The sequence below is a fragment of the Paenibacillus daejeonensis DSM 15491 genome (genome assembly GCF_000378385.1).
Classification (GTDB): Bacteria; Bacillota; Bacilli; order Paenibacillales; family Paenibacillaceae; genus Paenibacillus_D; species Paenibacillus_D daejeonensis.
This window is the reverse complement of sequence record NZ_KB899672.1, coordinates 86,954-112,729: the sequence shown is the minus strand read 5'-3', so window position 1 is coordinate 112,729 and position 25,776 is coordinate 86,954. Positions and strand designations below refer to the sequence as shown.

The 25,776-nt window shown below is 53.8% G+C and carries 19 protein-coding genes; 6 read left to right on the top strand and 13 right to left on the bottom strand.

Features of this window, described 5'->3' with window-relative positions; translation table 11 throughout:
* Nucleotides 1-19: 19 nt before the first annotated feature.
* Complete coding sequence (locus tag F556_RS0126845) at nt 20-1,573, bottom strand: ATP-binding protein (protein WP_020620105.1); 1,554 nt, start codon at nt 1,571-1,573, stop codon at nt 20-22.
* Between the two features lie 198 nt (nt 1,574-1,771).
* Here F556_RS0126845 and F556_RS0126840 point away from each other — a divergent pair, with 198 nt between their 5' ends.
* Together F556_RS0126840 and F556_RS0126835 are read left to right on the top strand one after the other, a co-directional pair.
* Complete coding sequence (locus F556_RS0126840) at nt 1,772-2,668, top strand: manganese catalase family protein (RefSeq protein WP_020620104.1); 897 nt, start codon at nt 1,772-1,774, stop codon at nt 2,666-2,668.
* Nucleotides 2,669-3,013: 345 nt separating this feature from the next.
* On the top strand, nt 3,014-3,232 hold the full coding sequence (locus tag F556_RS0126835; protein WP_020620103.1) for a hypothetical protein: 219 nt from the start codon (nt 3,014-3,016) through the stop codon (nt 3,230-3,232).
* 54 nt (nt 3,233-3,286) lie between these two features.
* Here the strand turns inward: F556_RS0126835 and F556_RS35360 are convergent, their stop codons facing one another.
* The 3 genes from F556_RS35360 to F556_RS36680 form a co-directional block, all read right to left on the bottom strand.
* Complete coding sequence (locus F556_RS35360; RefSeq protein ID WP_020620102.1) at nt 3,287-4,624, bottom strand: putative bifunctional diguanylate cyclase/phosphodiesterase; 1,338 nt, start codon at nt 4,622-4,624, stop codon at nt 3,287-3,289.
* 138 nt (nt 4,625-4,762) lie between these two features.
* Complete coding sequence (locus F556_RS0126825) at nt 4,763-5,473, bottom strand: response regulator transcription factor (RefSeq protein ID WP_026297517.1); 711 nt, start codon at nt 5,471-5,473, stop codon at nt 4,763-4,765.
* A gap of 123 nt (nt 5,474-5,596) precedes the next feature.
* Nucleotides 5,597-8,716: a response regulator gene (locus F556_RS36680; protein ID WP_020620100.1), complete on the bottom strand. Its 3,120-nt coding sequence runs from the start codon at nt 8,714-8,716 to the stop codon at nt 5,597-5,599.
* A gap of 158 nt (nt 8,717-8,874) precedes the next feature.
* Here F556_RS36680 and F556_RS0126815 point away from each other — a divergent pair, with 158 nt between their 5' ends.
* The 3 genes from F556_RS0126815 to F556_RS0126805 all read left to right on the top strand — a co-directional run bounded on the left by F556_RS0126815 (nt 8,875) and on the right by F556_RS0126805 (nt 11,639).
* Nucleotides 8,875-9,801, top strand: a complete 927-nt coding sequence (locus F556_RS0126815; protein ID WP_245583143.1) for a DoxX family membrane protein — start codon at nt 8,875-8,877, stop codon at nt 9,799-9,801.
* A gap of 99 nt (nt 9,802-9,900) precedes the next feature.
* Nucleotides 9,901-10,779 carry an aldose epimerase family protein gene (locus F556_RS0126810; protein ID WP_020620098.1) on the top strand — a complete coding sequence of 293 codons (879 nt, stop codon included), beginning with the start codon at nt 9,901-9,903 and terminating at the stop codon, nt 10,777-10,779.
* Nucleotides 10,780-10,880: 101 nt separating this feature from the next.
* On the top strand, nt 10,881-11,639 hold the full coding sequence (locus F556_RS0126805) for a tryptophan-rich sensory protein (RefSeq protein ID WP_040718398.1): 759 nt from the start codon (nt 10,881-10,883) through the stop codon (nt 11,637-11,639).
* A gap of 227 nt (nt 11,640-11,866) precedes the next feature.
* Here F556_RS0126805 and F556_RS37355 read toward each other — a convergent pair whose 3' ends face one another.
* The 6 genes from F556_RS37355 to ftsE form a co-directional block, all read right to left on the bottom strand.
* Nucleotides 11,867-12,169, bottom strand: a complete 303-nt coding sequence (locus tag F556_RS37355) for a hypothetical protein (RefSeq protein WP_211222643.1) — start codon at nt 12,167-12,169, stop codon at nt 11,867-11,869.
* A 40-nt stretch (nt 12,170-12,209) separates the two neighbouring features.
* Nucleotides 12,210-13,502 carry a PDZ domain-containing protein gene (locus F556_RS0126800; protein WP_157272978.1) on the bottom strand — a complete coding sequence of 431 codons (1,293 nt, stop codon included), beginning with the start codon at nt 13,500-13,502 and terminating at the stop codon, nt 12,210-12,212.
* A gap of 160 nt (nt 13,503-13,662) precedes the next feature.
* Nucleotides 13,663-15,135: a S41 family peptidase gene (locus F556_RS0126795; protein WP_020620095.1), complete on the bottom strand. Its 1,473-nt coding sequence runs from the start codon at nt 15,133-15,135 to the stop codon at nt 13,663-13,665.
* A gap of 216 nt (nt 15,136-15,351) precedes the next feature.
* On the bottom strand, nt 15,352-16,656 hold the full coding sequence (locus F556_RS0126790) for a murein hydrolase activator EnvC family protein (RefSeq protein ID WP_020620094.1): 1,305 nt from the start codon (nt 16,654-16,656) through the stop codon (nt 15,352-15,354).
* 12 nt (nt 16,657-16,668) lie between these two features.
* Nucleotides 16,669-17,583 carry a permease-like cell division protein FtsX gene (gene ftsX / locus F556_RS0126785; RefSeq protein ID WP_020620093.1) on the bottom strand — a complete coding sequence of 305 codons (915 nt, stop codon included), beginning with the start codon at nt 17,581-17,583 and terminating at the stop codon, nt 16,669-16,671.
* Nucleotides 17,573-18,259, bottom strand: a complete 687-nt coding sequence (ftsE, locus tag F556_RS0126780) for a cell division ATP-binding protein FtsE (protein ID WP_026297516.1) — start codon at nt 18,257-18,259, stop codon at nt 17,573-17,575. Before ftsE ends, ftsX begins: the two co-directional genes overlap by 11 nt.
* A 201-nt stretch (nt 18,260-18,460) precedes the next feature.
* Between ftsE and F556_RS0126775 the strand changes: the two genes are divergently transcribed.
* The gene (locus F556_RS0126775; protein ID WP_020620091.1) at nt 18,461-19,921 is read left to right on the top strand and encodes a VanW family protein; all 1,461 of its coding nucleotides are present in this window, start codon (nt 18,461-18,463) and stop codon (nt 19,919-19,921) included.
* A 107-nt stretch (nt 19,922-20,028) separates the two neighbouring features.
* On the opposite strand, the gene F556_RS35350 is transcribed toward F556_RS0126775, so the two are convergent.
* The 3 genes from F556_RS35350 to F556_RS0126760 all read right to left on the bottom strand — a co-directional run bounded on the left by F556_RS35350 (nt 20,029) and on the right by F556_RS0126760 (nt 25,663).
* Nucleotides 20,029-21,843: an LTA synthase family protein gene (locus F556_RS35350; RefSeq protein WP_083938147.1), complete on the bottom strand. Its 1,815-nt coding sequence runs from the start codon at nt 21,841-21,843 to the stop codon at nt 20,029-20,031.
* A 399-nt stretch (nt 21,844-22,242) separates the two neighbouring features.
* Nucleotides 22,243-24,123 (bottom strand): LTA synthase family protein, encoded by a 1,881-nt coding sequence (locus F556_RS0126765; RefSeq protein ID WP_020620089.1) that lies wholly within the window; start codon nt 24,121-24,123, stop codon nt 22,243-22,245.
* An 85-nt stretch (nt 24,124-24,208) separates the two neighbouring features.
* Nucleotides 24,209-25,663, bottom strand: a complete 1,455-nt coding sequence (locus F556_RS0126760) for a PDZ domain-containing protein (protein ID WP_020620088.1) — start codon at nt 25,661-25,663, stop codon at nt 24,209-24,211.
* Nucleotides 25,664-25,776: the final 113 nt, after the last annotated feature.

Genomic DNA, 25,776 nt, shown 5'->3' with positions numbered 1-25,776 from the left:
TCCCCCTTCCTAACTTGGATCACGATTGATTCTCTCGAAGCGGCAGCCTTAGCGTAAATGTACTGCCCTCGCCGCGCCGGCTGTGAAGCGTTAGCGTCCCCCCTAGCAGATGGGCAAGCTGCAGACTGATCGACAGACCCAGTCCGGTCCCCCCGTATTTGCGCGTGGTCGCTCCGTCAGCCTGCTGGAATGCCTCGAATATTTGCTGCTGCTTCTCTTCATCAATGCCAATGCCCGTATCCTGAACCGCGAACACAATCCATTGTTGGGGCATCACTCTCTGCAAGACATCGGATTCCGTACGCTGCCCCCGCCGAATGGCCCGGTTGACTGCGGAGTTGAAGCCACCATACCAAGCCGCATTGTTCCATGAGAGAAAGCGGCGCTTGTTCATGCGCAGCGGCTTTCCTTCCTCCTGGGAGCTGTCTTCGACCGACACTTGCAGGGTAACGCCCCCCTCCTCCGTGAACTTGAACGCATTGACCAACAGATTACGCAAAATCTGATTGACCCGAAGTGCATCAATATACAGCCCGCCTGGCAAATTCTGACCAAGCATCACCTCGAAGTGCAAACCTTTTTGCTGGGCCAGCGCCCTGAATTGATGCTCCGTCATCTGCAACAGCTCGTCCATCGCAACATATTCAATGTTAATATCCATTTTGCCAGCTTCTACCTTGGACAGGTCAAGGATATCATTAATCAGATAAAGCAAATCATTGCCAGCAGCCAGGATGATGTCGGCATAATTAACCTCGCCTGGTGCATGTGTCTGTTTCTCTTCTTCGTTTTCTTTCATCATTTGGGAGAGCAAAATAATGCTGTTAAGCGGTGTTTTTAACTCATGCGACATGTTGGCCAAAAACTCGGACTTGTACCGGGACGCTTGCATCAGTTGTCTGGCCTTCTCTTCCAGTTCGCGCTTGGCGGTACGCAGCTCCCGCGTCTGTCTCCGCAGAATGACATTCATATTGCGAAGGTCCTGGACCCGCTTCCGTTCCTTCTGAAAGTCACGAATGATGAAGATGAACAAGCCGCTAAGGATCAAGCCGAGCGGGTAGGTATAAATAGCGATTTGCGTAAAAAATTCGTAAACCGGGATGATACCCAGCAGCGCAATGTTAATGATATTTAACGTGTTAATTGTCAGGATAGCAATGAGTGCCTTACAGCGGTAGGACCAATCCCGGTCCCGGAACCAAATCACCAGCAGACTACTGGCGATCCCCAGAATAATCATGTTGGCAAACCCGGCCCAGGCTGCAGCATTGATGCCAAAAAACAACCGTCCTGCGCCGATTCCCAAACCAATTAGAATCAAGGTTGCTGGCTTGCGGAACACAAGGGCTGCAAATAAAATCGGCACATAACGCAGATCAAACAAAATCGTCTCCGTCAACTGCAGGCCAAACAGCATGGCAAGCCAGCCCGAGCAGATGAACAGCACGGGAACCAGGCCCGTCTGCAGCGTGCTAGCTGTGCGGACAAATATATATTTATAGACCAGATTAAAAATATATCCGATGGTAATAAGCAAGCTAATGTTTGTTAGAAAGGCCTTGTAGAACTGCAAGACTCTCCTCCCTTCCGGCAAGCAGAACAACTGCTGTCTTCCGATAAATGCACCTTCTTATTGTACACCATTCCTTCTACACCGTTCCACATGCATCGACCGGATTGTTGCGAGGCCGGCGCTTATTCTGATGGTCTGCCCGCCAGCGGGTGCGCATACACTTGGAACTAGTGAATTGCCAAGAGAGGTGGAGCACAAATGTTTACCCGGATCAATAAGCTTCAGATCGAACTACCAGCGTCTACGTTTGCCGACGCCAACGCTGCGGCCGCTGTCCAAGAGCTGCTGGGCGGCAAATTCGGTGAGATGTCGACATTGAATAATTATTTGTTTCAGTCCTTCAACTTCCGCGGCAAGACCAAGCTCAAGCCCTTCTACGATCTGGTCGCCAGCATCACGGCCGAAGAGCTGGGCCACGTCGAGCTGGTCTCCACTGCAATTAATCTGATTCTGACCGGCACAACCAGTCCTGGCAAGCCCGATTCTACACCGCTCCACGAAGGGCTCAATAAACGCAATACCTATCATTTTATCGCAACTGCCCAGACTGCCCTTGCAGGCGACTCTATGGGTCAGCCCTGGCGCGGAGATTACGTCTTCAACAGCGGAAATCTGGTGCTCGATCTGCTGCATAACTTCTTCCTTGAATGTGGAGCTCGCACGCACAAAATGCGGGTCTATGAAATGACCAACCACCCCGTCGCCCGCGAGATGATCGGATACCTGCTGGTGCGAGGCGGTGTCCATGTGCTTGCCTACGCCAAGGCTCTGGAGATTGCCACCGGGGTAGATATGACCAAGCTGATTCCGATTCCTGATCTGAGCAACCAGCAGTTCGATAGTGCACGCAAATTTGAAGCGATGGGATTCGGACGCAAGCTGTATACGTTCAGCTATGATGATTATCGGGATGTCGACCAGATTTGGAAAGGCACCCATCCCGAGACCGGCGGCAAGCTGGAGGTCATTGTCGGCACGCCAGAGGGTTCCCCTATCCCCGAGCTGCGCGAGCTTCCGGAGGAGTTTGCTCCTGGTATTACAGCAGACGATTACTTGGAAATCGTCAAGCGGCTCAAGCGTTCCGGCAATCTGTAAACTTGATATGGCAAGCAGGGCCCCTTCTTGGCGGCCCTTTCCTGCGTGGTGGACAAGCCTTGTCGCCCGTACTGCTTTAAGATTACAATGACGTAAATTTTTTTTACATTTTTGATTGAAGGGAAACCAAAAGCTCCGTTTGCACGTATAATATAATGGTTGTACAATGGTTGTACAGTGTCCGTCAATGAGGCGGCTTTATCTCAACCAGGCACAGGCCTGATTCCACTGGTCAGCTCTAATTATTAAAAAAATGTTAGCAAATTAAACAATGGCCTGACGCCTCCTTTATAACCATCTAAAATCTCTGGGATAAGATGATAAAAAAGAGCGGAGGTGCGTGCGATGATGAAAGTCGTTACGTTCAAAAATAAATCGGTCCCTGTATACTATCCATCTGAACATAATCAATATTATGACCTATTGCATGCCAAGCTAGCCGAGCTCGCGCTGGACTTCGAATTCTATAAGCGGTGGAAACGGATCAAGTCCGTGGAAATCATTCGTGACGTGGCAATCTTTCAGTACAATGACGGCACGAAGCTGTATTTGGAAGTATCCTGACCCACACCTACACATAAGCAAAAGAAGCCATCTGCGGAAGATGGCTTCTTTTTTTTATTGCATTGAGCCTCCGTACGTCTGCGAGAGCATGGCATCCAGCTCCACCCCTTCAAGCGGACGGCAAAACAGATACCCCTGTACTGCATCGCAGCCCCAATCTTTGACACGCGCCAGCTGTTCTTGATTCTCCACGCCCTCTGCCACAACCTCCAGCCCTAGCTTGCGGGCCATCCCGACAATACTCTCCGCAATCAGCCAGCACGTCTGATCTTCATCATGAGGCTGCACAAAAGACTTGTCGAGCTTCACGACGTCTGCGGGCAACTGTGACAAGTAGCTCAACGAAGAATACCCGGTTCCAAAATCGTCCAGAGCAATTCGCACTCCGTTCCCTTGCAAATGAAGAAGATTCTGCTTGGCCAATTCCACTTCCTGCAGCAGGAAGCTCTCGGTCAGTTCGAGCTCCAGACATGCTGGAGGCAGCTCCAATTCATCCAGGAGCAGGATGATTCGTTCGGCAAAGGTGGGATCACTGAGCTGTACTGCGGACAAATTCACAGATAGCCGGAACGGCTGCCCGCCGCTCACAAACTCACGAAAGCGTGTGAATTGCAACCCCGCAGCGCGGATGACCCACTCCCCAATACCACGGATCAGCCCTGTCTCCTCTGCAATCGGTACGAACTCCGCGGGTGAGATGGACCCCAGCTCCGGATGTTCCCAGCGCAGAAGCGCTTCTACGCCGCGCAGCTCCCCATTCTCTGCCTGATACTGCGGCTGGAACATCACCCGCAGTTCACCCAGCTCCAGAGCCCGCCGCAGTCCGCCTTCTACCACATTGCGGCGGCAAGAAGCCCGGCCCAGCTCAACAGAATAAGAAACACTAGCTGTTGTGTAGTGCAAGGTTTTGGCCTGGTGCAACGCGGTATCACTATGACGCAGCAGCTCAGGCGCGTGCTTGCCGTGGTAGGGAGCCTGGGCAATTCCGCAGCTGACAGACAGCTGCAGCTCCCGTTGCTGCACATGCAGGGGCAGCTCGGCTATCTTGCGAATCCGCTCAGCCTGGGCTTCCACATCTTCTTCATCCAATACAAAGAGAAACGTGTTCCCGCCGTACCGGCAGATTGGGTAGCCGCCCAAACCTCGTGCTTGGAGCAGCCTCTCGGCGAATGCCGACAAAACGGCGTCTCCAAAGTCTATTCCGTCACTCTCGTTAATTAGATAAAACCGATCCAGGTTGAGCAGCATCACTGCAGCTGTCTTGAGACTGCCCAGCGCTCCCTCAATGATAGGTATGGCTGCTTCGCGGGTTGCCAGACCGGTCAGCCGGTCCAGCAGCCGCTGCTCGATCTCGCCCCGGACATAGCCAGGCATTTGCCTGAAGCTCTCCATCCTCGCGCCTCTCCTCCTGCCATTGTATTCTCGGTCGTCTCAGGTTGTCTGAGATAGTATGACAGAAAGCATTTAGAAAAGTAGGGGATTCCCTTTAGGAGAATGTTAGCTTTTAGAACAGTGTTAGCCCGGCTCGCACTAATCAGGCTGAACGATATACTTGTAACCTACGCCCCATACCGTCCGGATAAACCGTGGCTCCCGGGGGTTTTGCTCAATCTTCTTGCGGAGATTAACCACATGAACATCAATAGCTCGGTCGGTAACGAAGGAATCAAAGCCGCGAATAGCATTGATCAGATCCTCCCGGGAGAATACTTTGCCTGGATGCGCCAAAAACAGCTTCATAATTTCAAACTCTGAAAAAGTCGTATCCACCGGTGTCCCCCGCACCTTCAAGGAGCGGCGGTCGATATCCAGCTGAATCGGCTCGGCAGGCGGCGGCTGGACAGGCTCGCTCTGCCTGAGCTCGGCGGGCCGGCTCATCGCCTGCGTACGGCGAATGAGCGCGTACACACGTGCCGTCAGTTCATGCATGCTGAACGGCTTGCAGAGATAATCATCTGCTCCCGCTTTTAGAGCATGTACCCGTTCAGATACCTCCGTCTTCATGGAGATAATCATGATCGGCACCTGAGAGGTCACCCGAATCTCCCCGCACAATTCCATCCCGTCACGGTCAGGAAGCATCAGGTCTAGCAATATGATGTGAGGGTCGAATTCCTGGAGCAGTCGCATGCCATCAGCGGCTGTCGGACCCAGCTTGACCGAATAGCCTTCTTCAGCCAAATACATGGACAGCATGTCCCCCATAATTATGTCATCTTCTATGACTAGCACTCGATACATAACCCGTCCACCTCTATCGTTTAACTCATGTCAACCAGCGACTGATGAATTTTGTCGAATGTAATGCTAGTATTCATGATACTATAGAGATTTGGAGTCAACAATACAATTGTTAGAAAATTGTTAGGATTTTTTCATTTGTTTTCGCACCTGGATGATTTCTTCCACCAGCAGCTTAAGTCCATCCCCGAGCGCCTTCTGATCTGGCCGTTCCTGTTGCAGCTGTTCTTCGAGGGCAGCGCTGAGTGACATGAGCCGTCGGGCAGCGAGACTGCCCGCAACGCCCTTGAGCGTGTGCGCCAACCGATGAGCGAGTTGGTAATCTCCTGCTTGCAGGGCGACGCCGAGGCGCATACCGAAGTCTGCATACTCTTGGTCGAATAACTGCAGCATGTGCTGCAGAATGCGCTCCTTTCCATTGAGCCGCGCCAGCGCTTCCTCGTAACAGAATGCCCCATCTGCCGGGCGCTCCGCCTCCTGCTGTGCAGCCTCGTCGCTAAGCGTTGGCACAGCTCGCCCGCTCCACATCAGCTGAGGGAGCCAGCGCTCGATAACGGCAAAGAGCTGCTCTTCATCAATCGGCTTCGTAATGACAGCATTCATGCCCAGTGCGAGATAATGCTGGTGGTCTCGACTGAGAACATTGGCTGTGAGCGCGATGATCGGAAGCCCTGCACATGTCGGATCCATTCGTATGCGGCGGACCACCTCGGTCCCGTCCATCTCCGGCATATGAATATCGAGCAGCACCAGATCCCATGAATCGCTGGCCATCAGATCCAGCGCCTGCATCCCATTCTCGGCGACGCCCACCTCGAAGCCCCGGCCTCGCAGCATGTCCACTGCAACCAACTGGTTAATTTTATTATCCTCTGCCAGCAGAATACGCGCCTGCCTCCCTGCAATCCGCGCAGGATCTTTGGGAATGGACCCTGCATCTTGTGTATCAGGCTGAAGCGCGCGTTTTTCAATCAATGGCTGCAAGCACTGATATAGGCTCAACCTGCTGACCGGCTTGACGAGAAGCGCGTCGGGACGAGAGTGTTCCGACAGCCGCTGCACTTCTTCCCGGCCATGCACTGTTGTGAGCATCAGCGTGCGGGCACCCGCCCGCTCGGCGGCGGCATGACAGGCCAGCCACGTGTCCTCCCCGTACATATCCGGCATTTCCATATCCAGCATAAGCAAGTCCGGCTTCTCGCCGGCCTCCAGATCCGTGAGCGCTGCTGACCAGCTGTCATAGGGACGCGGCTGCAGTCCCATCTCGCTCAGCGTCGAGCACCAGTGCTCACGCATCCGCACATCATCCTCGACAACCCAGACGGATTTGCGCGCTGTTTCATTTGTACCCGTCAGCGAGGTTGTGCCGACATGCCGTTTTTCCCGTTGAATCAGACGCAGCGTAAAGCGGAAGGAGCTGCCTTTCCCTGGCTCACTCCATACCTCCAGTGTACCGCCCATCTGTTCGATGAGACCTTTCACGATAACAAGTCCCAGCCCGCTGCCGCCATATTTGCGGCTCGCCGTTCCGTCGGCCTGGGTGAAATGCTGGAACAGACGGCTCAGCTCCTCGGGCGCGATGCCAATTCCAGTATCCTGTACGCAGAAGGTCACTTCCCTGGCGCCTTCTCTTAGCTCGGCAACTTCCAGCTTCAACTCCACCCGTCCACTAGGTGTAAATTTAACAGCATTCATACACAAGTTCAGCAGAATCTGCTCAATACGCTGACAGTCCCCAATCAGACTGGCTGGCAATTCAGCGGGTGTATCCACCAGAAACTCCAACTCCTGCTTGTGGCCCAGATAGAGGCTCATGGCGTCACACAAGCGCACGAGCATCATGCCGGGATCAAATGGCGCTTCTTCCAGCGACAGCTTGCCCGCCTCGATCCGCGAGACATCGAGCACGTCATTAATGAGCCCCAGCAGCGTTTGAGACGACAGGGACAGATTGTCCAGATACTGCCGCTGCAGCACGCTTAACTCGGTTTTTTTCATCAATTGCGTCAGTCCGATAATCCCATTGAGCGGCGTCCGGATCTCATGGCTCATTCGCGCCAGGAAACGGCTCTTGGCCTGGCTCGCTTCGAGGGCCTCGCGCTTGGCCTGCTCGCTCTCCGCTTGGGCCAGCTTCTGACCGGTAATGTCACGGGCAATAATGGAGTAGAACATCTCTCCTGCCTGTTCCTTGTGATGGACCACGACGATCTGGGAGACATGAACGATGCGCCCGTCGCTTCGTTCATAGGAGGATTCCGTTTCCCAATAGCCTTGATTCCGCGCATAAGCCAAGCCCTCGTGCAACGGCGAGAATAGCAGCGGGTGGTCCGCCACTTCTCCTGTTATGGTCTCCTCTTCTGAGAGCTCGAGCAGCGCCATCCCCGCCGGATTCATATAGATGAGTCGCCCCTGCGGATCAAAGGTTGCGACGAGGTCCTTGGCTGCCTCCATGACTTCCAAGAGTCGGCTCCGCGCTTTCTCCGAATGCTTGAGCTCGGTAATGTCGCGGGCGATGCCAATCGATCCGGCGAAGCCCCCCTCCCGATCCTTGAGACCGTTGGAGAAATGCTCAACCGGAATCCGGGTTCCGTCCTTATGCACAAACGTCCATTCCCGGCTGTAGGTGAGCTGGAGATCCCTCAATTCGTGGAACAGGGTGAGATCAGCCGGAATAGGGCGCCCCAGTTGCTCTGACAGCTCCGCTGCTGCAGCCTGCACATCCTCTGACGCAATGAAAGTCAGCGGCGTCGCCAGGTGGAGCACCTCCTCCGCCCGGTAACCGAGCAGACGTTCAGCTGTTTTGCTGAAATACGTCACCTTGTAATTTTGATCCATGACGATAAAGGCAAAGCCATTTTGGTTAATAATGGTTTCAAGCTTCTCGAACATTTCCCTTAAATGATCAATCATGCCGTTCACCGACCCGGCCAGCTGGTCAATCTCATCCCCACGACCTACAGGTATTGGCGGCACATCGAACTCGCCCTCAGCGACCTTTTCCGTCACCTGCAGGATACTGCTGATTCTTGCGATCAACCGATTGAACAGCATGAGAATCAATCCGAAGATTGTCAGCTCCGCCAGCATAATAAAAAACACGGTCCGCCACAATATATGCAGAACAGGCGCCCCGGCAACCTCCCGGACGGACAAATAATTGGCGATGCCGACAATTGTCAGCGGAATTAGGGTAACAATCAGGATGAGCACAATCATCCGGGTGCGTAGCGAAGTAATATTCACGGTAAGTCCTCCCGGCGTATATTCTTTCAAGCTTGCTTACGATCATGGAATAAACAAATGACCAATAAAGGGGCTAAGAAAACATGCAAAGGTTTTTCTGCACGGTCGCTATCCTGTTTGCTGCATGCCTTCTACTACCGGTTGCGGCGCATGCTCACGTGAAATGGTTCACGGAAGTTCAGCCTGTCAAAGAGGACATAACGACGATTCTGTCTCCCTTTTTTATGATTCTGGCGATTGTGACGGCTGTCATTCTTGCCGGGCTCACCCAGGTTGTTGGCCGATTATCCACTTGGGGCGTGTCAGAGCGGATCGACACCGGTCTGGATCAACTGCGCGGCTATCTGCCGATGCTATTGAAGTACGGAACGGCCGCGGCGTTGATTGTGCAGGCCATCTCTGGCTCTATGTTCGCCCCCGAATTCGCGATTGAGCACACGATCGAACGCGTGCTGATGTGGACAGCGATCCTGCTCTTGCTCGTCCCCTTCAAATTCGCATCCAAGGCCGGCGCACTGGTACTGCTGGGTCTGCTTATCTATTTAACCTCCTCCGTCGGCTGGTTCCACATGCTGGATTACGGTTTTTATTTTGCTGTCATCGGCGTGCTTGTTCTGGAGCGTACTCGGGAATCCAAGCTGGGCTTCCCGCTGCTCTACCTCGGTACGGGTCTGTCCCTGTGCTGGGTGGCTGTGGAGAAATGGGTGTATCCCATCATGGCTGAAGATATTATTGCAAATCATAACGTGCCGACCTTTGGCTTTGCTCCTGGCACTTTTATCGTGATGACAGGCTTCATTGAGTTCGTGGTCGGCTACCTGCTGGTTGTCGGCATTCTCAACCGGCTGCTTGCCTTCGTTCTTACCTTGATTTTTATATCGACTACGATGCTGTTCGGGATAACAGAGTTGATCGGACACTTCATGATACATGTTGTTCTATTGATGTTTATCATTGAAGGGACCAGCTTCTACAAACCGCCTGTAGCAATCCATAAATCACGGACGGATCAAATGATCTTTGTCTCCCTTAATTTTCTATTTGTGCTGTCCACGTTCCTGCTCTTCTACTATAGATTCGCCTGATTCACTCAAAATTCAAGCCCTTTGGTTCGGATATGGTATGATTCTAACAGTGTATGTTCAACTACCACTCTACCTTCAGCTACTACTAAGGAGGCCTTTATGTCAACCAACATGAATTACAGCGTCGTGCAAGTCCAAGATGTCTTTCCCGTTTATGAACTGCGAGATGCTGCCAGCAACTCCCTCGCACGCATCTGCCCAGAACGCGGAGGAATCATGACTGAGCTCGTGCTTCACGGCCAATCGCTCTTCTATCTTGACGAAGCGACCTTTCGCGATCCCGCGGCCAATATCCGTGGCGGCAACCCGATACTGTTCCCGATCTGCGGTCAGCTCCCAAGCAAGCAGTATGAATGGAATGGCACGGTCTACCCTATGGCCAACCATGGCGTAGCCCGGGTGCTGCCATGGGAAGTCGTCTCCGTATCGGAATCTTCGGAGGCCGCACTGACCATTCGGTTGACGAGCAATGAGCAAACGCTGCAATCCTATCCGTTCGCCTTTGAGCTGCTCTTCACCTACCGGTTGAAGGAAGGACAGCTGCACTTGGAGCAGCAATATATTAACCATTCCGACGAGCCGATGCCGATGGTGGCGGGCTTCCATCCGTACTTTGCCACCGACAGCAAGGCTATTGTCTATGATACGGATGCTACGCAGTACTTGGATTACAACGACAATCAGGTCAAGCAGGTCTCGGGTGCCATCGATTTGAGCGAGTTGGTGGAATCTGTCGCGCTGCTGGATGCGAGCGAGCAGCAGATCGCCTTCCCCTTGTCCGAGACATGTACGGTCAGACTCACTTACAGCGACTGCTTCAAGTATGTTGTTCTGTGGAGTGTGCAGGGCAAGCCCTTTGTATGCGTGGAGCCCTGGATGGCCAAGAACGAAGAATTAGTGGTCCGCGAGGAGCTTCCGCTTGTTGAAGCGGGTGCGACGTTGGCGGCATCCCTCACCTTCGCCTGTGACATTCGCTAGTTCGTTTGAATAGCAGGACAATGGGTGAATATAATAGCATATCTAACAACCGATGACAGTCCGTCAGGTAGCGACTGACTCGGCCAAGAGGAGGAAGCAATGTGCGATCTCACCCTTACCGTTGGTTGAATGTGCTAGGTCTCATCGCTGTCCTGGTGGTTAACACACTGGCGAATACACTGCCCATTGCCGGCAAGACAACTGGTGAATTATCCGATCAATATCCGGTTTTGATTACACCGGCTGGCTATGTCTTCTCGATTTGGAGCCTAATCTATGTGCTGCTCATTGGCTTTATCATCTACCAGGCGATGCCCCGCACCATGAACCGGGACAGTGTGCAGCGCGTCGGCATTTGGTTCCTGCTCACCTGTCTATTTAACTGTACGTGGATTATTGTGTGGCACTACGAATTGCTCCCCGTGTCCGTAGGCGTCATGCTGGCTCTGCTGCTGTCGCTGATTGTCCTGTACACGCGGATTCGGACCTCCAGTGAGCCCAAGACTCTCGGAGAGCGCATATTTGTCTACCTCCCCTTCAGTATCTACATGGGCTGGATCAGTGTAGCGACCATCGTGAACATTACGGTTCTGCTTTATGATGCCGGCTGGGAAGGCTTCGGGCTTGGCGATACGACGTGGACGGTCATTCTGATTGTGATTGCAGTGGCGCTAGCGGCCATTATCGGCTACCGCTTCACGGATGCCGCGTTCATGCTCGTCTTCGTCTGGGCGCTGATCGGCATCGGCGTCAAGCAGCAGGGAGCGAATGAGACGGTCGCGCTCACGGCCTATTCCGCGGCTGGAGTCGTGGCGCTGCTCCTTCTTGGACTCCTCTTCTTTAGACGGAGAGTGCAGTAGATAAAAAATAGGAACCTACGGTCACGGATCGATCTTCCGATCGCTATTGTCCCCAGATTTCTTTGATTTTTACCCCATTTAGGGGTGAAATCCGGGGACAGCGTATGCTTTCGAAGCTAGCTTTTCTGCGAAAAGCTTTCAGGCGAACGCTCCGCAGTTTATGCTCCCGATGTCGCTTTCTTTCAGAAAGCGTTGACCAGATTCGATTCCGTGCCTCTCCGGCCCTTTTAAACAGACTGAAGTACGGATAGAACAACACGCACAACCAGCAGGTTGCCGAGCAAATAAAGGAACAATGGTGCGTTACAGCTCACAACCAGCGGGCTACCGAGCAAATAAAGGAACAATGGTGCGTTACAGCGCACAATCAGCGGCCCGTCGAGCAAATAGAGGAACAATGGTGCATTACAGCTCATAACCAGCGGGTTGCCGAGCAAATAAAGGAACAATGGTGCGTTACAGCGCACGACCAGCGGGTTGCCGACACATCCTAAATTTCTGAACGATAGAAAAGAACCTTCAAGTTCCATGTCGCCATGAACTTGAAGGTTCTTTGGGTTGATTAGCTACTCAGAATGAGAGAGGATCCGGGGTATCGCGCTTGCGCCGTGGCTTGCCTCCGCGCAGCAAGCGCCAGAGCGAAGGTTGGGCTGCGGGAGCGTACTGGTCGGCATATTCGTCAGGCGCCAGGATGATGCCCAGCTGATGATGCTCGCCCTCATAGCGGGCACGCTGCAGGAACTTGCTCTGTCCCTCCAGATTGAGCACCTCCAGCTTGCAGAACGCTGCACTGCTGCGGGCCAACGACTCGTGCAGTTCCGCCTGCGTTCGCACGCGAAGCCCATTCACCTTGTAGAGCACCTCGCCGGTAACGATCCCTAGCTCCGCAGCGGGGCTTCCTGGCACGACAGCGAGCACCCGCAGGCCGGGACCGTCGTGAACATAGTACGGACTGCGAGTCGACTCGCGCCAAGCACTGATTAGGGTTAACACCTCGTGCAGTACGAGCGCGCACAGGGCGGCAGCTACGGTCAGCGGCGGCCACCAGGCAGCTAATGCAGCTACAACGCCCAACAGGAAACTGTAGAGCAACAGCTGCCGCGCGCTTTGGCGTGCTTTCTGTGCGGGAAGCAGCGAACGGGTCAGTGCCGTAAACCCGATAATGACCGGCAGCCCGACGATCGTCCAACCGCCCCCCCACTCACCGCTGTGCAGGAGCGGGGTCCAGGGCAGCACGGCATCTGCTGCCTGGAAGCCTCCCGCCGCAGGAGTGACCAGCAGCAGCGGTACGGGCCAGTATCCCTGCTGGCGGTAAGCTCCAACCAGCCGCCCTCGCTTGCCGCTAAGTACCAGCGGACTGGCCAGACGAGCACCTTGCCACCCGGTCAGCAAGGCCTCGGCCACGTGTAGGAGAGCCACAAGCAACAGCAGGCCGGGGATATCGAGCGCTCCCAGCGACGCGACCAGCCTCGTCGCAAGCGGATCAAGCGTCTGTGGATCCAGCCAATGTACGGCTCCCTGCAGCAGACCTAACAGGCCCACACTGTAAGCGAGACACAACCATCGGATCCTAAGCAACAGCAATAGGCCGGCTGTCCCCCACACCCACAGGGCGGTGTCCGGCGTGAGGCCTACACCGATAAAAGCGGCCACCACGGAGACAAGCAGACCCACAGCTACACCACCAGCCAGGGAGCGGCCGGTCTCCAGTAGCCACGGATGCAGCCGCGCATGAAACAACCGCTGCTCCACCTGCATCTGGTAGCGGTAGATCAGAATAATCAATCCAAGTGCGATATAAAAAAACGGCTGCATTATCAGCTGCAACACGGCGGCTCCCAGCTGGTACAGCACCTCAGTCACGACTTCCAATTCACGGTCACTTCCTCTCGCGCCAGCACCCATCAGGACTTAACATAGCAGAAGGCTGACTTCCGCCGCATGGGCGATCGCCAGCCTTCTACCCATTCGACGCCCAGACGCCGAATTCCTGCCCTCGCTCCCATCCAATCAGACCCAGCGACTAGGACGAAGCGTCCAGCTTTTTCTGCAGTTCTTCGACTGCCGCTTTGAGTTGATTGTCGTTGCTATCATCGCGGATCCATTCAATCAGCTTCTCTTCTAGCCGCTCGGCGGTGGCTTGATCCATTTCACCGCTTGCCGGCAGAGATACGCTTTGCTGGAATGCCGCTACCGCCTTAGCAGTTTCTTCGCTATAGTAACCGTCTTTACGTCCGGTGCTGTAGCCCAATCCGCTGAGCATTAATTGTGCGCTGCGAACTTCTTCACCCAGCATATCCCGCTTCAGCGTCTGTTCCTTGGACAACCGCGGTGCGTTAAAGAAGTCCGGCGGCAGCACTTCCACATCCGGTTCAATCCCCGTCTCGTTAATCCAGTTGCCATCAGGCGTCAACCATTTGGCAATGGTCATCTTCACCAGGGAACCGTCGCTCATCACTTTATTGTAGCTGACCTGGACTGTGCCCTTACCAAAGGTTGTCTCGCCCACAATTGTAGCGTCTGCCCGCTCGCTGAGCGCGCCAGCCAACACCTCTGAAGCACTGGCACTGCCTTTGTTGGTCAAGACAACCAGCGGATAAGGCTTGCCGGCTCCCTTGGAGACCGTCTGCTCCCGATCGCCGTTCCGATCTTCAATCTGGACAATTGGCTCGCCCGAACGAATGAACGGCTCGGTCACGGAAACGACTACCGGCAGTACGCCGCCCGGATTGTTCCGCACGTCAATAATGAGCCCTTTCATGCCCTGTTCTTCTAGTGTCGCCAGCTCTTCACCGAAGCGATCACCCGTGTTCATAGCGAACTGACGGATTTCGATTTTACCAATTCCGCCCGGCAGCATCTCTGAGAATACCGTCTCCACATCGATCTCGTCGCGCACGACCGTCACTTGGATCGGCTGTGCCCGTTGTCCGCGCTGGATCTGCAGCTCGGCCTTGGACCCCTTGGGACCACGCACCTTGGCAACCGCTTCGCTCAGCTGCAAACCATCGAGCCGCTCGCCGTTTACCGACAGAATTATATCCTTGGGCAGCAGGCCCGCGCGCTCGGCCGGCGAATCCTTGATGGCCGAGACGACAATGACCTGTCCGTTCTCCATCGATACTTCGGCACCAATGCCAGTGAAGGAGCCTTCAATGGATTCAGAGAAGTGCTCGGCCGCATCATGCTCCATGTAGACCGAATAGGGATCTTCAAGGACCCCCATCATTCCATTGAGGGCACCACTGACCACCTGTTCCCGGTCAACCGGCTTGTAGTACTTGGTCTCAATTAACGACAATACCGTATTCAGTTTGGTCAGTTCTTCCTGCGTCAGCTTCTCCGTAATCACCTGGTCACCCTGAGCCGTCACGAGACCTGCCCGACTACTGAGCTCCTGCAGCAGCGACCGATCCACGACCATCAGCGTCAACAAGACCGTTGCCACGATCGTCAGTGCGATATAGGCAGCTACCGTTCTGCCTTTGAATTGCATTCCCTCACCACCTTACTTTTTGAACAAGCTCTTAAACAGTGTATGACAAGCTTACAGCTTTTATTAAACTTGCTTGACCGGTGTGACGCGAGGTTCCCGGTCGCTACAAACAGCGGATGCCGCCCCGTGAAGGGCGGCTTGTAAGGGGTAGTATACCGTTTTACGGGAAGGATCGCAACCCGGTGGTGTACCGGGCAGGTTAGGCATCCATTCCCCTTAGCGCAGATAATTCACAGGGTTAACGGGCTTTTCGTTGATCCGCACCTCAAAGTGCAAGTGATTGCCTGTGGAGCGTCCGGTGCTGCCCACCTCTGCTATTTTTTCACCGCGTTTCACTTGTTGACCGGCCTTCACCTTGATGCCGCCATTGCGGATATGGGCATACAAGGTCCACATGCCGCCCCCGTGGTCAATAATGACGGTATTGCCATAGCCGCTTGTCGACTGGGCTACAGTTACCACGCCCGACTCCGCCGCGTAAATCGGCGTGCCAGCCGGTGCTGCAAAATCGACGCCGTTATGCATTCTGCCCCGCTTTCCCGTGATGGGGTCGATCCGGGGACCGAATTGCGAGTTCATGCGATAAGAGGAAGAGATGGGACGCAGCAGCCTGCCCCCTGTATCCTGATATTGCGATTCCGCTCGCGTTTGTGCCTGCATTTGCTGTTGTTTTTGTTGCTGCTGTTGCTGTTGTTGCTGCTTGAGCTTGCGCTGACGCTCCTCCTCACGGAGACGCTCCTGCTCCTTGCGCTGACGTTCAAGCTCTGCCGTTCTTTCCTTTTCCAATTCGGAGACCTTCGAGGCCAGGCTCATGAGCAGTGCTTCCTGCTCGTCTGAGATTCCCTCCAGCTCTTCCAACTGATCATTATATTGAAGAATCATGACTTCTTTTTCTTTCTCTTTGGCCAGCAGTTGAACATGATAGTTTTCCAAACGTCCGTAGAGGTCTTTAACCTCATCCAGCTTTGTCTCAATTTCCGCCTTCTTGACCAGGATGAGCTCCTTATCCTTGCGGTGCTCCTCCAGAATATCCTTATCCTGATTCATGATCGACGAGAGTGCATCCACACGATCCAGAAAGTCGCTGAAGCTCGTAGCGCTCATCAGCACATCCATATAAGATACAAAACCGTTCGTATACATAAGCCGCACTCTGGAATCCAGAAGTTTGTCCCGCTCTACAATACGGGCCTCCGTGTCTTCCAGGCTTCTGCCTGCATCGAGCAGTTCACCTTCCGTTGTCACCAGTTGCATTTGAGTGTTCTGCAGGTTTAGCGAGACGTTATCGATCTCATCCAGGATCTGATTAATCGACTTTGTCGTCTCTTCCTTCTGCATGGTTACGGCATCGTGCTCTTGCTCTGCCTGCTCTTTGTTGCTCGTTGCTTCCTGCATTTGCGAGCGGACTTTGTTCAGCTCCTGGTTGATCCGGTCAACCTCTGAAGCGGCTTGTCCGCCCACCGGTTGCAAGACGACGACCGCTACCAGCAGAAAAGCCAATGCGGCAAGTGCTTTCTTCACGAATCTCTTCACCTACACTTTCAAATACTTTCGAATCGATATCGTACTGCCCCACACGCCAATCAAGGTGCCGATGCCGATCAGCAGCGCACATACCAGCAATGCGGATTCCTGAACGGTTACCAGCCGGATCATCATCAGACCCAGTTCGAATTGCGAGAAGGACACGAGCTGTGAATAACCAAACATAACAATCGAAGACGTCAGAACCGAACCTATAAATCCTATCATTGCACCTTCAATAAAAAACGGCCAACTGATAAACGGGTTGGTTGCTCCAACCAGCTTCATAATCTTAATCTCCCGGCTGCGCGAGAGAATCGTAACTTTGATCGTATTGGAAATCAGGAACATCGCCGTAAGCGCCAGACCTGCTACAATAACCAGTCCAATATTGCGCACGGCCGTTGTCACCTTGAACAAGGTTTCCACGGTGCCCTGACCGTACTTGACGCTACTGATTGGTGCGTCATTCTCCGTATTGATGGCATCAATTTTCTTGGCCACGAACCCGATTTCCTGCGGATTAATGACCTCGACGGTAAAAGAATCCGGCAATGGATTATTAGTTTCATCGTAGCCATCGAGCAGCTCACGGCCATCATCACCCAGACTGGTCCGCAGCAATTCGAGCCCCTCCATCTTCGAAACGAAGACGACACTGCTGACCTCCGGCATGTTGCCGATGGTCGTATGAAGTTCATCCATCTTGTCCTGCTCCGTGTTCAGCTGCATGAACACCCGAATCTGTACCTGGCTCTCAATCTGCTCCGTCAAGTTGTTAACGTTGAGGGCAAGCAGCATAAAGACGCCCAAGATAAATAGCGAGATACAGATCGAACTAATGGAGGCAAAGGTCATCCAGCCGTTGCGCAGCAAGCTTTTGCTGCCTTCCCGGAGATGACGGAGCATGGTGCTAAATTTCATACCCGTACTCCCCTCTTGCCTCATCCCGGGCAATAAGCCCTTCCTCGATTGCAATCACTCGCTTGCGCTGGCGATTGACGATCTCGCGATTGTGGGTTGCCATGATGATTGTCGTGCCCCGAAAGTTGATCTCCTCCAGCAGATGCATGATTCCCCAGGAGGTATCGGGGTCCAGATTGCCTGTTGGTTCATCAGCGACGATAACCGCCGGGTTATTGACGATCGCCCGGGCAATCGCCACGCGCTGCTGTTCGCCGCCTGAGAGCTGGGCCGGCAGGCTGGCATGCTTGTCCCGCAACCCGACCAATTCCAGCACTTCCATGGTCCGTTTGCGAATCAGCCGCCGCGGCGCTTCGATTACTTCCATTGCAAAGGCCACATTCTCATAGGCGCTTAGCTTGGGCAGCAGTCTGTAGTCCTGAAAGATCACGCCGATATTGCGGCGTACGTACGGAATCTTGCGTGGCTTCAGCTTGCCGATGTTGAAGCCATTCACGGAGATTTGTCCCTTGGTCGGGACTTCCTCCCGATATATCAATTTCATGAACGTCGATTTGCCCGCACCGGAAGGCCCGACCAGATAGACGAACTCATTACGATCTATAAGGACGGAAACGCCGCGCAGAGCATGGGAGCCGTTCGCGTACGTTTTCCAGATGTCTTGCATTTCTATCACATTATCACATCCTGTAGAGAGTCAGCTACTAGACATTCGACAATAAGTACGCAATTCCTTCCATTATCCGGCCAATCGACAGGATTTTAATAATTCTCATTACAAGGAAGAGGGGACTTGCAATCGCCTAACAAGCCCTAATTATAATGTCGGCATGTCTTGCATATGTATGAAGCAAGACCATGCGAGGTGATTCAAGCGATGAAAAAACTGCATCTGTCTCTTATTGCAACCATAGCTGCGCTGCTGCTTGTATCCACCGCCTGGGGGCTCATGATGAGCTATGCTACCCAGGATACGGTACCAGACGGAACAGTTGTGGATGGAGTGCCCATCGGCGGGCTGCAGATCGATCAATCCATCGAGCAGTTGGAAGAGGCGTGGACAGCGTTCGAAGCGACGGAACTGACCATTACGGCGAATTTGACGAAGGACAAGCAGCAGACCTGGTCCCTGGGCGAGCTCGGCTTCCGCGTCAATCGCGAACCGATCCTGCAAGCCGTGCAGAGTTTGCGGGAAGGCAGTCTGCTAAAGCGCGCGCGCTACCGCTTCACCTTCCCCCGGGAGCATCGGATGAAGCTGGCCTGGAACACCAAGCAGTTCGAAGCACGAATCCGGCATCAATGGGGCTGGCTGGATCAGAGTAAGACCGCGGATGCCACCCGCCGGATTACTGCAGAGGACAAGATCCTCTACTACAATCACAGAGAAGCGTACCGCATCGACATGCCGGTGTTATCAGAGCATGTCCGCAGTTGGACTGCCGAGCTGTGGCAACAGTTGAGCACGGACAGCTCAGACTCTGATCCTGCGGCGGATCGCACCGCATCCCTGAAGCTTCCGATCCGGATCGTTCAGCCCGAGCTCACCCTGCAGAAGCTAAAGGCACAGGGCGTTGAACGCAAGATTGCCTGGCACACGACAGATTACAGTGCCAGCCCGGTGGGACGGGCCTTCAATGTAGAAGCGACAGCACGTACCCTTCAGGATTGGGTATTGGCTCCCGGCGAAGTATTCGATTATGACAAGGTCATTGCTTCGGCGCAGGCCCAATATGGCTTCCGCGAAGCGCCGGTCATCCTGAATGGCGAACTGGTGCCCGGCATCGGTGGCGGCATTTGCCAGGTATCCAGCACACTCTATCAAGCCGCTCTGCTCGCGGGACTGGAAATTGTGGAACGGCGCAATCATTCTCTGCCTGTCTCCTACATGCCGCTTGGCCAAGATGCTACGTTCTCTGAGGGCGTCATCAACTTCCGCTTCCGCAATACAACCGGCAAGCATCTGGTCATCCGCACAGAAACCAAGAATCGCAAGCTGACGATCAAGCTGTTTGGTACCCTGCCCTCGAACATCACGTACCGAATCAGCTCCAACACCGTGAAGACGATTGATCCACCAACCCGCGAGGTCCCAAGCGCCAAGGCTCTACCTGGCCGTACCGTCCGCCTTACCGAGGGTAAGCCTGGTTATATAGTGGAAACCTACAGGACAATGGTACGCGATGGCAAGGAAGTCTCACGGGAGCGTATTTCGCGCGATACCTACAAAGCTACTCCACATACGATTGGAGTAGCTGGCGATGGCATCAGCGAGAATGAAACCACTATCGCCCCACCCGCAGAGATGCTGCTGGAGGACGGCATTGGGTTAGCTCCTTAGAGCCGCAGATAAAAGGACACCTTTTAGAATATACAACAAGCAAGGCCGAGTACGGGCTTAATGCCCATGCTCGGCCTTGCTTGTGTTTCTTTCTATTATAATATGTCTTAGTTTGACGAATCCTTATCCTTCGCAGGTGCACGATCCGGCAGTTGACTGACATAGCTGTCTGAGAGGTTCAACAGCTCCAGCGCCCGGTTGTACTCGTCTTCGCTAATGCTGCCTCCATTACCACCTTCACCGGCCAGCGGGTACTCTGTCCCGTCATCATATCCAGCGCCCGGAATAAGCAGCGCATCATCGCTGAGCAGTGAACCCGATGGCAGATAATAACGCTGTGGCAGCAGGTTATACGTCTGATTGACGATATCCTGGCCGAAATAAATTCGGTCCTCGATTGATACGCCAAGCAAATTAGCTACGGTTGGTAGGATATCCACTTGCCCACCGATTTGCTCGAATACGGCTGGATAGCTCATGTCCTCCGCAATGATGGCTAGCGGAATATTAATCATATCGGTATAGCTGTATTCGCGGCCATAGATCTCTTCCATGAGTTCCTTGTCACTACGAGTCAGCGAGTAGATCGGCAAGCCCAAATGATCGCCGTATACGACAACCAGGCTATCCTGCCATACGCCGCTTTCCTTCAGCCGTTCAATGAACTCGCCCAGTGCGTGGTCCGCGTAGTTCTGGGAACGGATGTAGTCACCCACGAAAGTCTTCTCATAGCGTTCCGGCAACGTCATCCGGTACTTCTCTTCCGGAATCGTAAACGGATGATGTGCGGTCATGGAAATGACTTGTGCATAGAACGGTTCACCCGACTCATGCATGCGGATGAGCTCATCAGCTGATTTATCATAGAGCACCTCATCGGAAGCACCAAAGAAAATAGCGTCTTCTGTACCGAAGTACTCCTCATCATAGTAACGGTCAAAACCTAGCGCTTGGTACATCTCACCACGGTTCCAGAACTCTACCACATTGGTATGGAACGTCGCGCTGTTGTAGCCCTGCTCTTTCAGCAGCTTGGGCAGACTTGGCAGTTGTTTGCCAGAATACACGCCTGAGGCTGCACCGCGTGGCGGGATGTAGAACGAGGTGTTCACCACAAACTCCGCATCGGAAGTATTGCCCTGACCTACCTGTTGGTAGAAATTCGGGAAATAGAAATTCTCATTCATCAGGCGGTTCATGTTCGGTGTGATCTCCTGACCATCAATCTCCAGGTTGATAAGGAAGTTCTGAAACGACTCCATCTGGATAATAATCAGGTTCTTGCCTTGGGCTGCAGCCGTGTAATTGGCCTGCTCCAGGGCCTGTGTCCGCTTCAGACGCTCGATCTTCTCCCGGCTGATCTTATCAGGTTCAACCAGTTCCTTCTCATCCTTGGCGAAGATCGTGTAAGCTTCATAATTGAGAATCCCCATATCCTCCGCCTTCTTGATCTCGTTCATACTCGCCCGGTTTGGCATAATATTGACGAAGCACAGGACAACGGAGAGTGCGAACAAGCTCATGACCAGAGCTTTGCGGCGCGGCCGCGGCGTGTTGTTCACCTTCGGCGTGCGCTTGCGGAACAGCATGATGCTGAACACAATGATGTCAATAAAGATGAGCAGATAATACGGATGCATCAGCGACCAGACGCTGTTCTTGACAGCCGTCACCTGGTTCACCTGATCCAACGCATGATACGTCACAATGACACCATAATACTTATAATACATAATGGCTGCAAAGAAGATGGCTGTAAGTAACAAATTGACGATCAGATAATACAGCAGCTTGCGCTTGGACGCGAACCATTCAATCAGGCAGAACAATGCCCAGACAAATGGAATCTCGGTCATTAGCGGCATCAAGGATAAGCCATTGTCAAAGATGACCAGATAGGCCAAGCAGCTCTTGAGCAGCATGATGATTGAAAAAAAGATAAATGGCTTTGCGCGCACGGCGTTCAAAAACCTGGACAAGCTCTTCCCCACCTTTCTCTATACACGGACCGCGGACCAAACAGGACGAATCCCGGATCCGTCCGTTTGCTCGATGTTAATATAACGAATTGGTTTTCAAAATAGTTTCAAAACCTGGGTGTCAATCTTCAAATGTACAAAATTGGAACGGGATTCGGATATCTATTAATACCCCGTAAAATCACATTCAATCAGAAGCGATAAAGCATATTATGCTACGGCATTTACAGAAAGTCAAAAGTCAGGGAATGTTATGGCTGCCTTAATCTGTTCTGGAATTGGCGAAAAATGAACAAAAGAAAAGCCATGCTCACGAATCCGCGATTCTGCGAGCTCTGGCTCTCATTGACTGATTTTGGTATCCGGTAATTGGCGGGTGTAGCTGTCCGAGAGCCGTAAAAGCCGGAGTGCATGCTCGTAGGACTGTTCGGAAACGGGGCTAGTGCCGCCAAGAGTGCGCTGCTCTTGGCTATTGATCGGGTACAGCGTGCCGTCCGCGAACCCTCCTCCGGGGATGAATACGCCGGTATCCGTCACAAAGGATCCGGAAGGGAGGTAGTAGCGCTGCGGCAATAGATTGTGCTGCCCATTAAGGAGGTCCTGTCCAAAATAGATCTCCCTCCCCACATCCAACCCGAGCAGATTCGCTATAGTCGGCAATATATCGACCTGACCGCCGACCTGCTCCAACTGGCGCGGTTCAGATTGTCCGGGAAGCGACAGCACCAGCGGGATATTCAACATATCCGGATAGGTATAGGGTCTGCCGAGCAAAGTGTGCAGCAGGTCTAATTCCTCCTCGCCTAGCGCATACATCGGCAATCCCAGATGGTCGCCATATACGGCTACCAGACTCTTCTCCCATAGGCCGCTGCGCTTCAGTTCTTCAATAAACTGGCCCAGCGCATAGTCCGCATAATGTTGTGCAGTTAGATAATCGCCTACCAACGTATCGACAAAATTCGACGGCAGCTGCAGCTGCCGCTTGTCCTCCGGCAGTCGGAAGGGATGATGAGCCGACATCGAGATGATGTGTGCGTAGACCCGTTGGTCTTGTCTGCTCTGCTGCACAAGCTCCTGCGCGGTTCGCCGGTACAGCACTTCATCCGATGCGCCGAAGGCAATCTTGTCCTGCTCTCCAAAAAAAGCCTGATCATAGAAAGCGTCAAAGCCCAGGGCACCATACAGACGGTCCCGATTCCAGAACGCTACATCATTCGTATGGAAGGTAGCCGCGTAGTAACCTTCTTCCCGGAGCATTCGGGGTAAACCAGGCAGCTGCTTGCCACCGTAGACATCGGTGGCAGCACCGATAGGCGGAATGAATAGCGAGGTGTTGACAACGAATTCGGCATCAGAGGTATTCCCTTGGCCCACTTGCTGATAGAAATGAGGGAAGAACAGGCTTTGAGCTGCGAGCCCGTTCATGACGGGGGTAATAGCCTGCCCATTGATCTCCTGATTGAGCAGCAAGCTCTGGAACGCCTCCAGTTGAATGAGGATGACATGGCTTCCGTGTGCCTGCCCCCTCAGTTGCGGGGATGAAGCCTCTACCGTTCCCTTCAGCTGCTTGATCGCCGATGGCGTAATCTCCTCAGCCGGTATGAGCGGCGGTGGGCGATCCAATGCGATGTGGTAAATTTGATAATTCAGCAGCCCCATGCCTCTCGCTTGCACCAGCTCATTGATCTGCTGCCGGTTCCAGGCGATCTGACCGCCGCATATGGCCGCGAGCATCAAGGCCGCTGCTGCTGTCGGCAAGGCCGGCAGCTGTCGCGATGTGCTGCGCCGCCACGCACGCAGCCGACGGCTGGCGAACAGCCCCCCACCGATTAGAATGATATCGGTGTACAACAGCAGATATTCCGGGTGCAGCAGCGAGAACACGCTGTCTTTGACAGCTGTCACTTGATTGATCTGCCCGAGCGCGTGATAGGTCACAATGACTCCATAATAATGGTAGTACATGATAGCCGAGAAATAGATCGTTGTTAGCATCAAATTAATGATCAGATACCAGATTGCCTTGCCCCGAACGAATGCCAGCTCCAGAATGGCCAGCAGCAGCCACAGTGTAGCCAGATCGGTGATGAGCGGCCTCATACCCGCCTCTGGACCAAAAATAGCCTGCCAGGCTATGAGGCTTTTCACCGCCATCACTATCGTCATCATGACAAACGGCTGCCAAGCCCAAGCTCCCGAACGTGTCGATTGACCTTTCATCTCCTTCATGCCTCCCGCCGGGTGGAATGGTCTCCATAGTATGGACCAATTGTATGGCGGTTAGCCTGGCTATGCTGATAGGTGATTAGCGAGGATTGGCTTTGAGCCAGTCCAGGATCTCTCGGAGTGTCTGTACGGGAACAATATTCAGCTCTGGCGCACCGAGCCTCGCTTCCTGTGCCTGACCGTAAGGAACGAAGAAAACATCGGCCCCATTGCGATAAACGGTGTAGGCTTTCTGACGGATACCGCCGATCTTGCCCACTGTCCCGTTGGCGTTGATCGTGCCGGTGACAGCCACCCGGTTGCCGAAGGTCACCCCGCCTGGCGTCAGCTGGTCAATCAGCGTAAGTGCCAGCGCCGCCCCGTGAGAAGGACCGCCCTCATGCGCGAAGTAGGACCGGAAACGAACGTCCATCGGCAGATCGAGCATCAGCGCGTCATCGACTGTGATCCCCACTGCAGGACGGTTCTCGTCCTCCGGATGCACGACCGTATTCAGGCGCACCGTCATCGGTTCGTTATTACGCAGCAGCCGGACCTCAATCGGATCGCCGGGTTCGATGAGGCGCATCACATTGGTTAGCGTAAGGGAAGAGGACACGGCATGGGTGTTAATGCGGATAATGATGTCCCCCGGGCGCAGTTCTCCATAGGCAGGGCCGCCAATCTGTACGCTCTGGACCTGGGCGCCGTAGGCGACCGCCCCATCGCCCACCCCGGCCAGCTTGAAGCCTACAGCGCTGCCCAGATCATTGGCTTCCATCTTGAGGTTATGAACCAGGTTTTCATAAGAGCCGATAGACATCCCCAGCTTGCGGATTTCCCGGAATTTATAATTCGGGAACAGCTCGGCATACAGCCAGTCAATGGGAAAGGCCGGTCGGTCAAACACGAGTACCCCCATGATCTGTCCTCGTCCGTCTCGACCTTGGTCTCCCTCCGCCACGGCGTAACGGTGCATGTTAACGGAGAGGCCGGGATAGGTGACCATGTACGGCATCGGGTAGAACAAGGCAAACAGGAGAGCCACGGAAACAACAAAAGCCACCACCGATCGCTTGGGGAACTTGCCGCCGCGGCGCCTGCGCTCCAGCACGAGCAGGTCCCATAGCGCAATCAGCCAGGACGCTAAGAGCAGTCCTGCGATTGCGACCATCAGCATCAATTGCATCTCACCCGTTGCCGCCATCCAGCTAATGAAGACGGCCGCCACCAGCGAAGTCAGCACCAGCAGCCCGCGGCGCAGCACATCCAGATACAATCCCACGCTATAGCCCCGTTTACGGCGTGCTTCATTTCGTCCCTCCAGGCCAGCACGCAACGCCTCCTTGCGGGCATGCACAATGCCACCCACCGCCGCTACCAGCCAGACCAGCGGCACGACCGCAAGTAAGTAGACCATTCCATTAAGAAGATCAATCCAATATAACGAGGAGCCGATATGTATAGGATCCGGGATCCAGATCAACTCTCCAATAATACAGAGCATGATGGCGAGCACCATTCCGATGAGGTACATACGCTGCCAATAGGCCATGGCTGCCGCCCCTTTCGTGTCGGTCTCGGCTGTTGCGAAGATAGCCGGAAATCATTTCATCTATCATACCAGATGCATTGCCTGCGTCGCGACTGTGCAGAAGCAGCTTAAAA

Coding starts and splice junctions, on each gene's coding strand:
- F556_RS0126775 (WP_020620091.1), top strand. CDS start 18,461: ATGAAAAAACTGCATCTGTCTCTTATTGCAACCATAGCTGCGCTGCTG.
- F556_RS0126760 (WP_020620088.1), bottom strand. CDS start 25,663: ATGGCCTATTGGCAGCGTATGTACCTCATCGGAATGGTGCTCGCCATC.
- F556_RS37355 (WP_211222643.1), bottom strand. CDS start 12,169: ATGGAACTTGAAGGTTCTTTTCTATCGTTCAGAAATTTAGGATGTGTC.
- F556_RS0126765 (WP_020620089.1), bottom strand. CDS start 24,123: ATGAAAGGTCAATCGACACGTTCGGGAGCTTGGGCTTGGCAGCCGTTT.
- F556_RS0126810 (WP_020620098.1), top strand. CDS start 9,901: ATGTCAACCAACATGAATTACAGCGTCGTGCAAGTCCAAGATGTCTTT.
- F556_RS35350 (WP_083938147.1), bottom strand. CDS start 21,843: ATGCTGCTCAAGAGCTGCTTGGCCTATCTGGTCATCTTTGACAATGGC.
- F556_RS0126840 (WP_020620104.1), top strand. CDS start 1,772: ATGTTTACCCGGATCAATAAGCTTCAGATCGAACTACCAGCGTCTACG.
- F556_RS0126795 (WP_020620095.1), bottom strand. CDS start 15,135: ATGCAATTCAAAGGCAGAACGGTAGCTGCCTATATCGCACTGACGATC.
- F556_RS0126835 (WP_020620103.1), top strand. CDS start 3,014: ATGATGAAAGTCGTTACGTTCAAAAATAAATCGGTCCCTGTATACTAT.
- F556_RS0126825 (WP_026297517.1), bottom strand. CDS start 5,473: ATGTATCGAGTGCTAGTCATAGAAGATGACATAATTATGGGGGACATG.
- ftsX (WP_020620093.1), bottom strand. CDS start 17,583: ATGAAATTTAGCACCATGCTCCGTCATCTCCGGGAAGGCAGCAAAAGC.
- F556_RS35360 (WP_020620102.1), bottom strand. CDS start 4,624: ATGGAGAGCTTCAGGCAAATGCCTGGCTATGTCCGGGGCGAGATCGAG.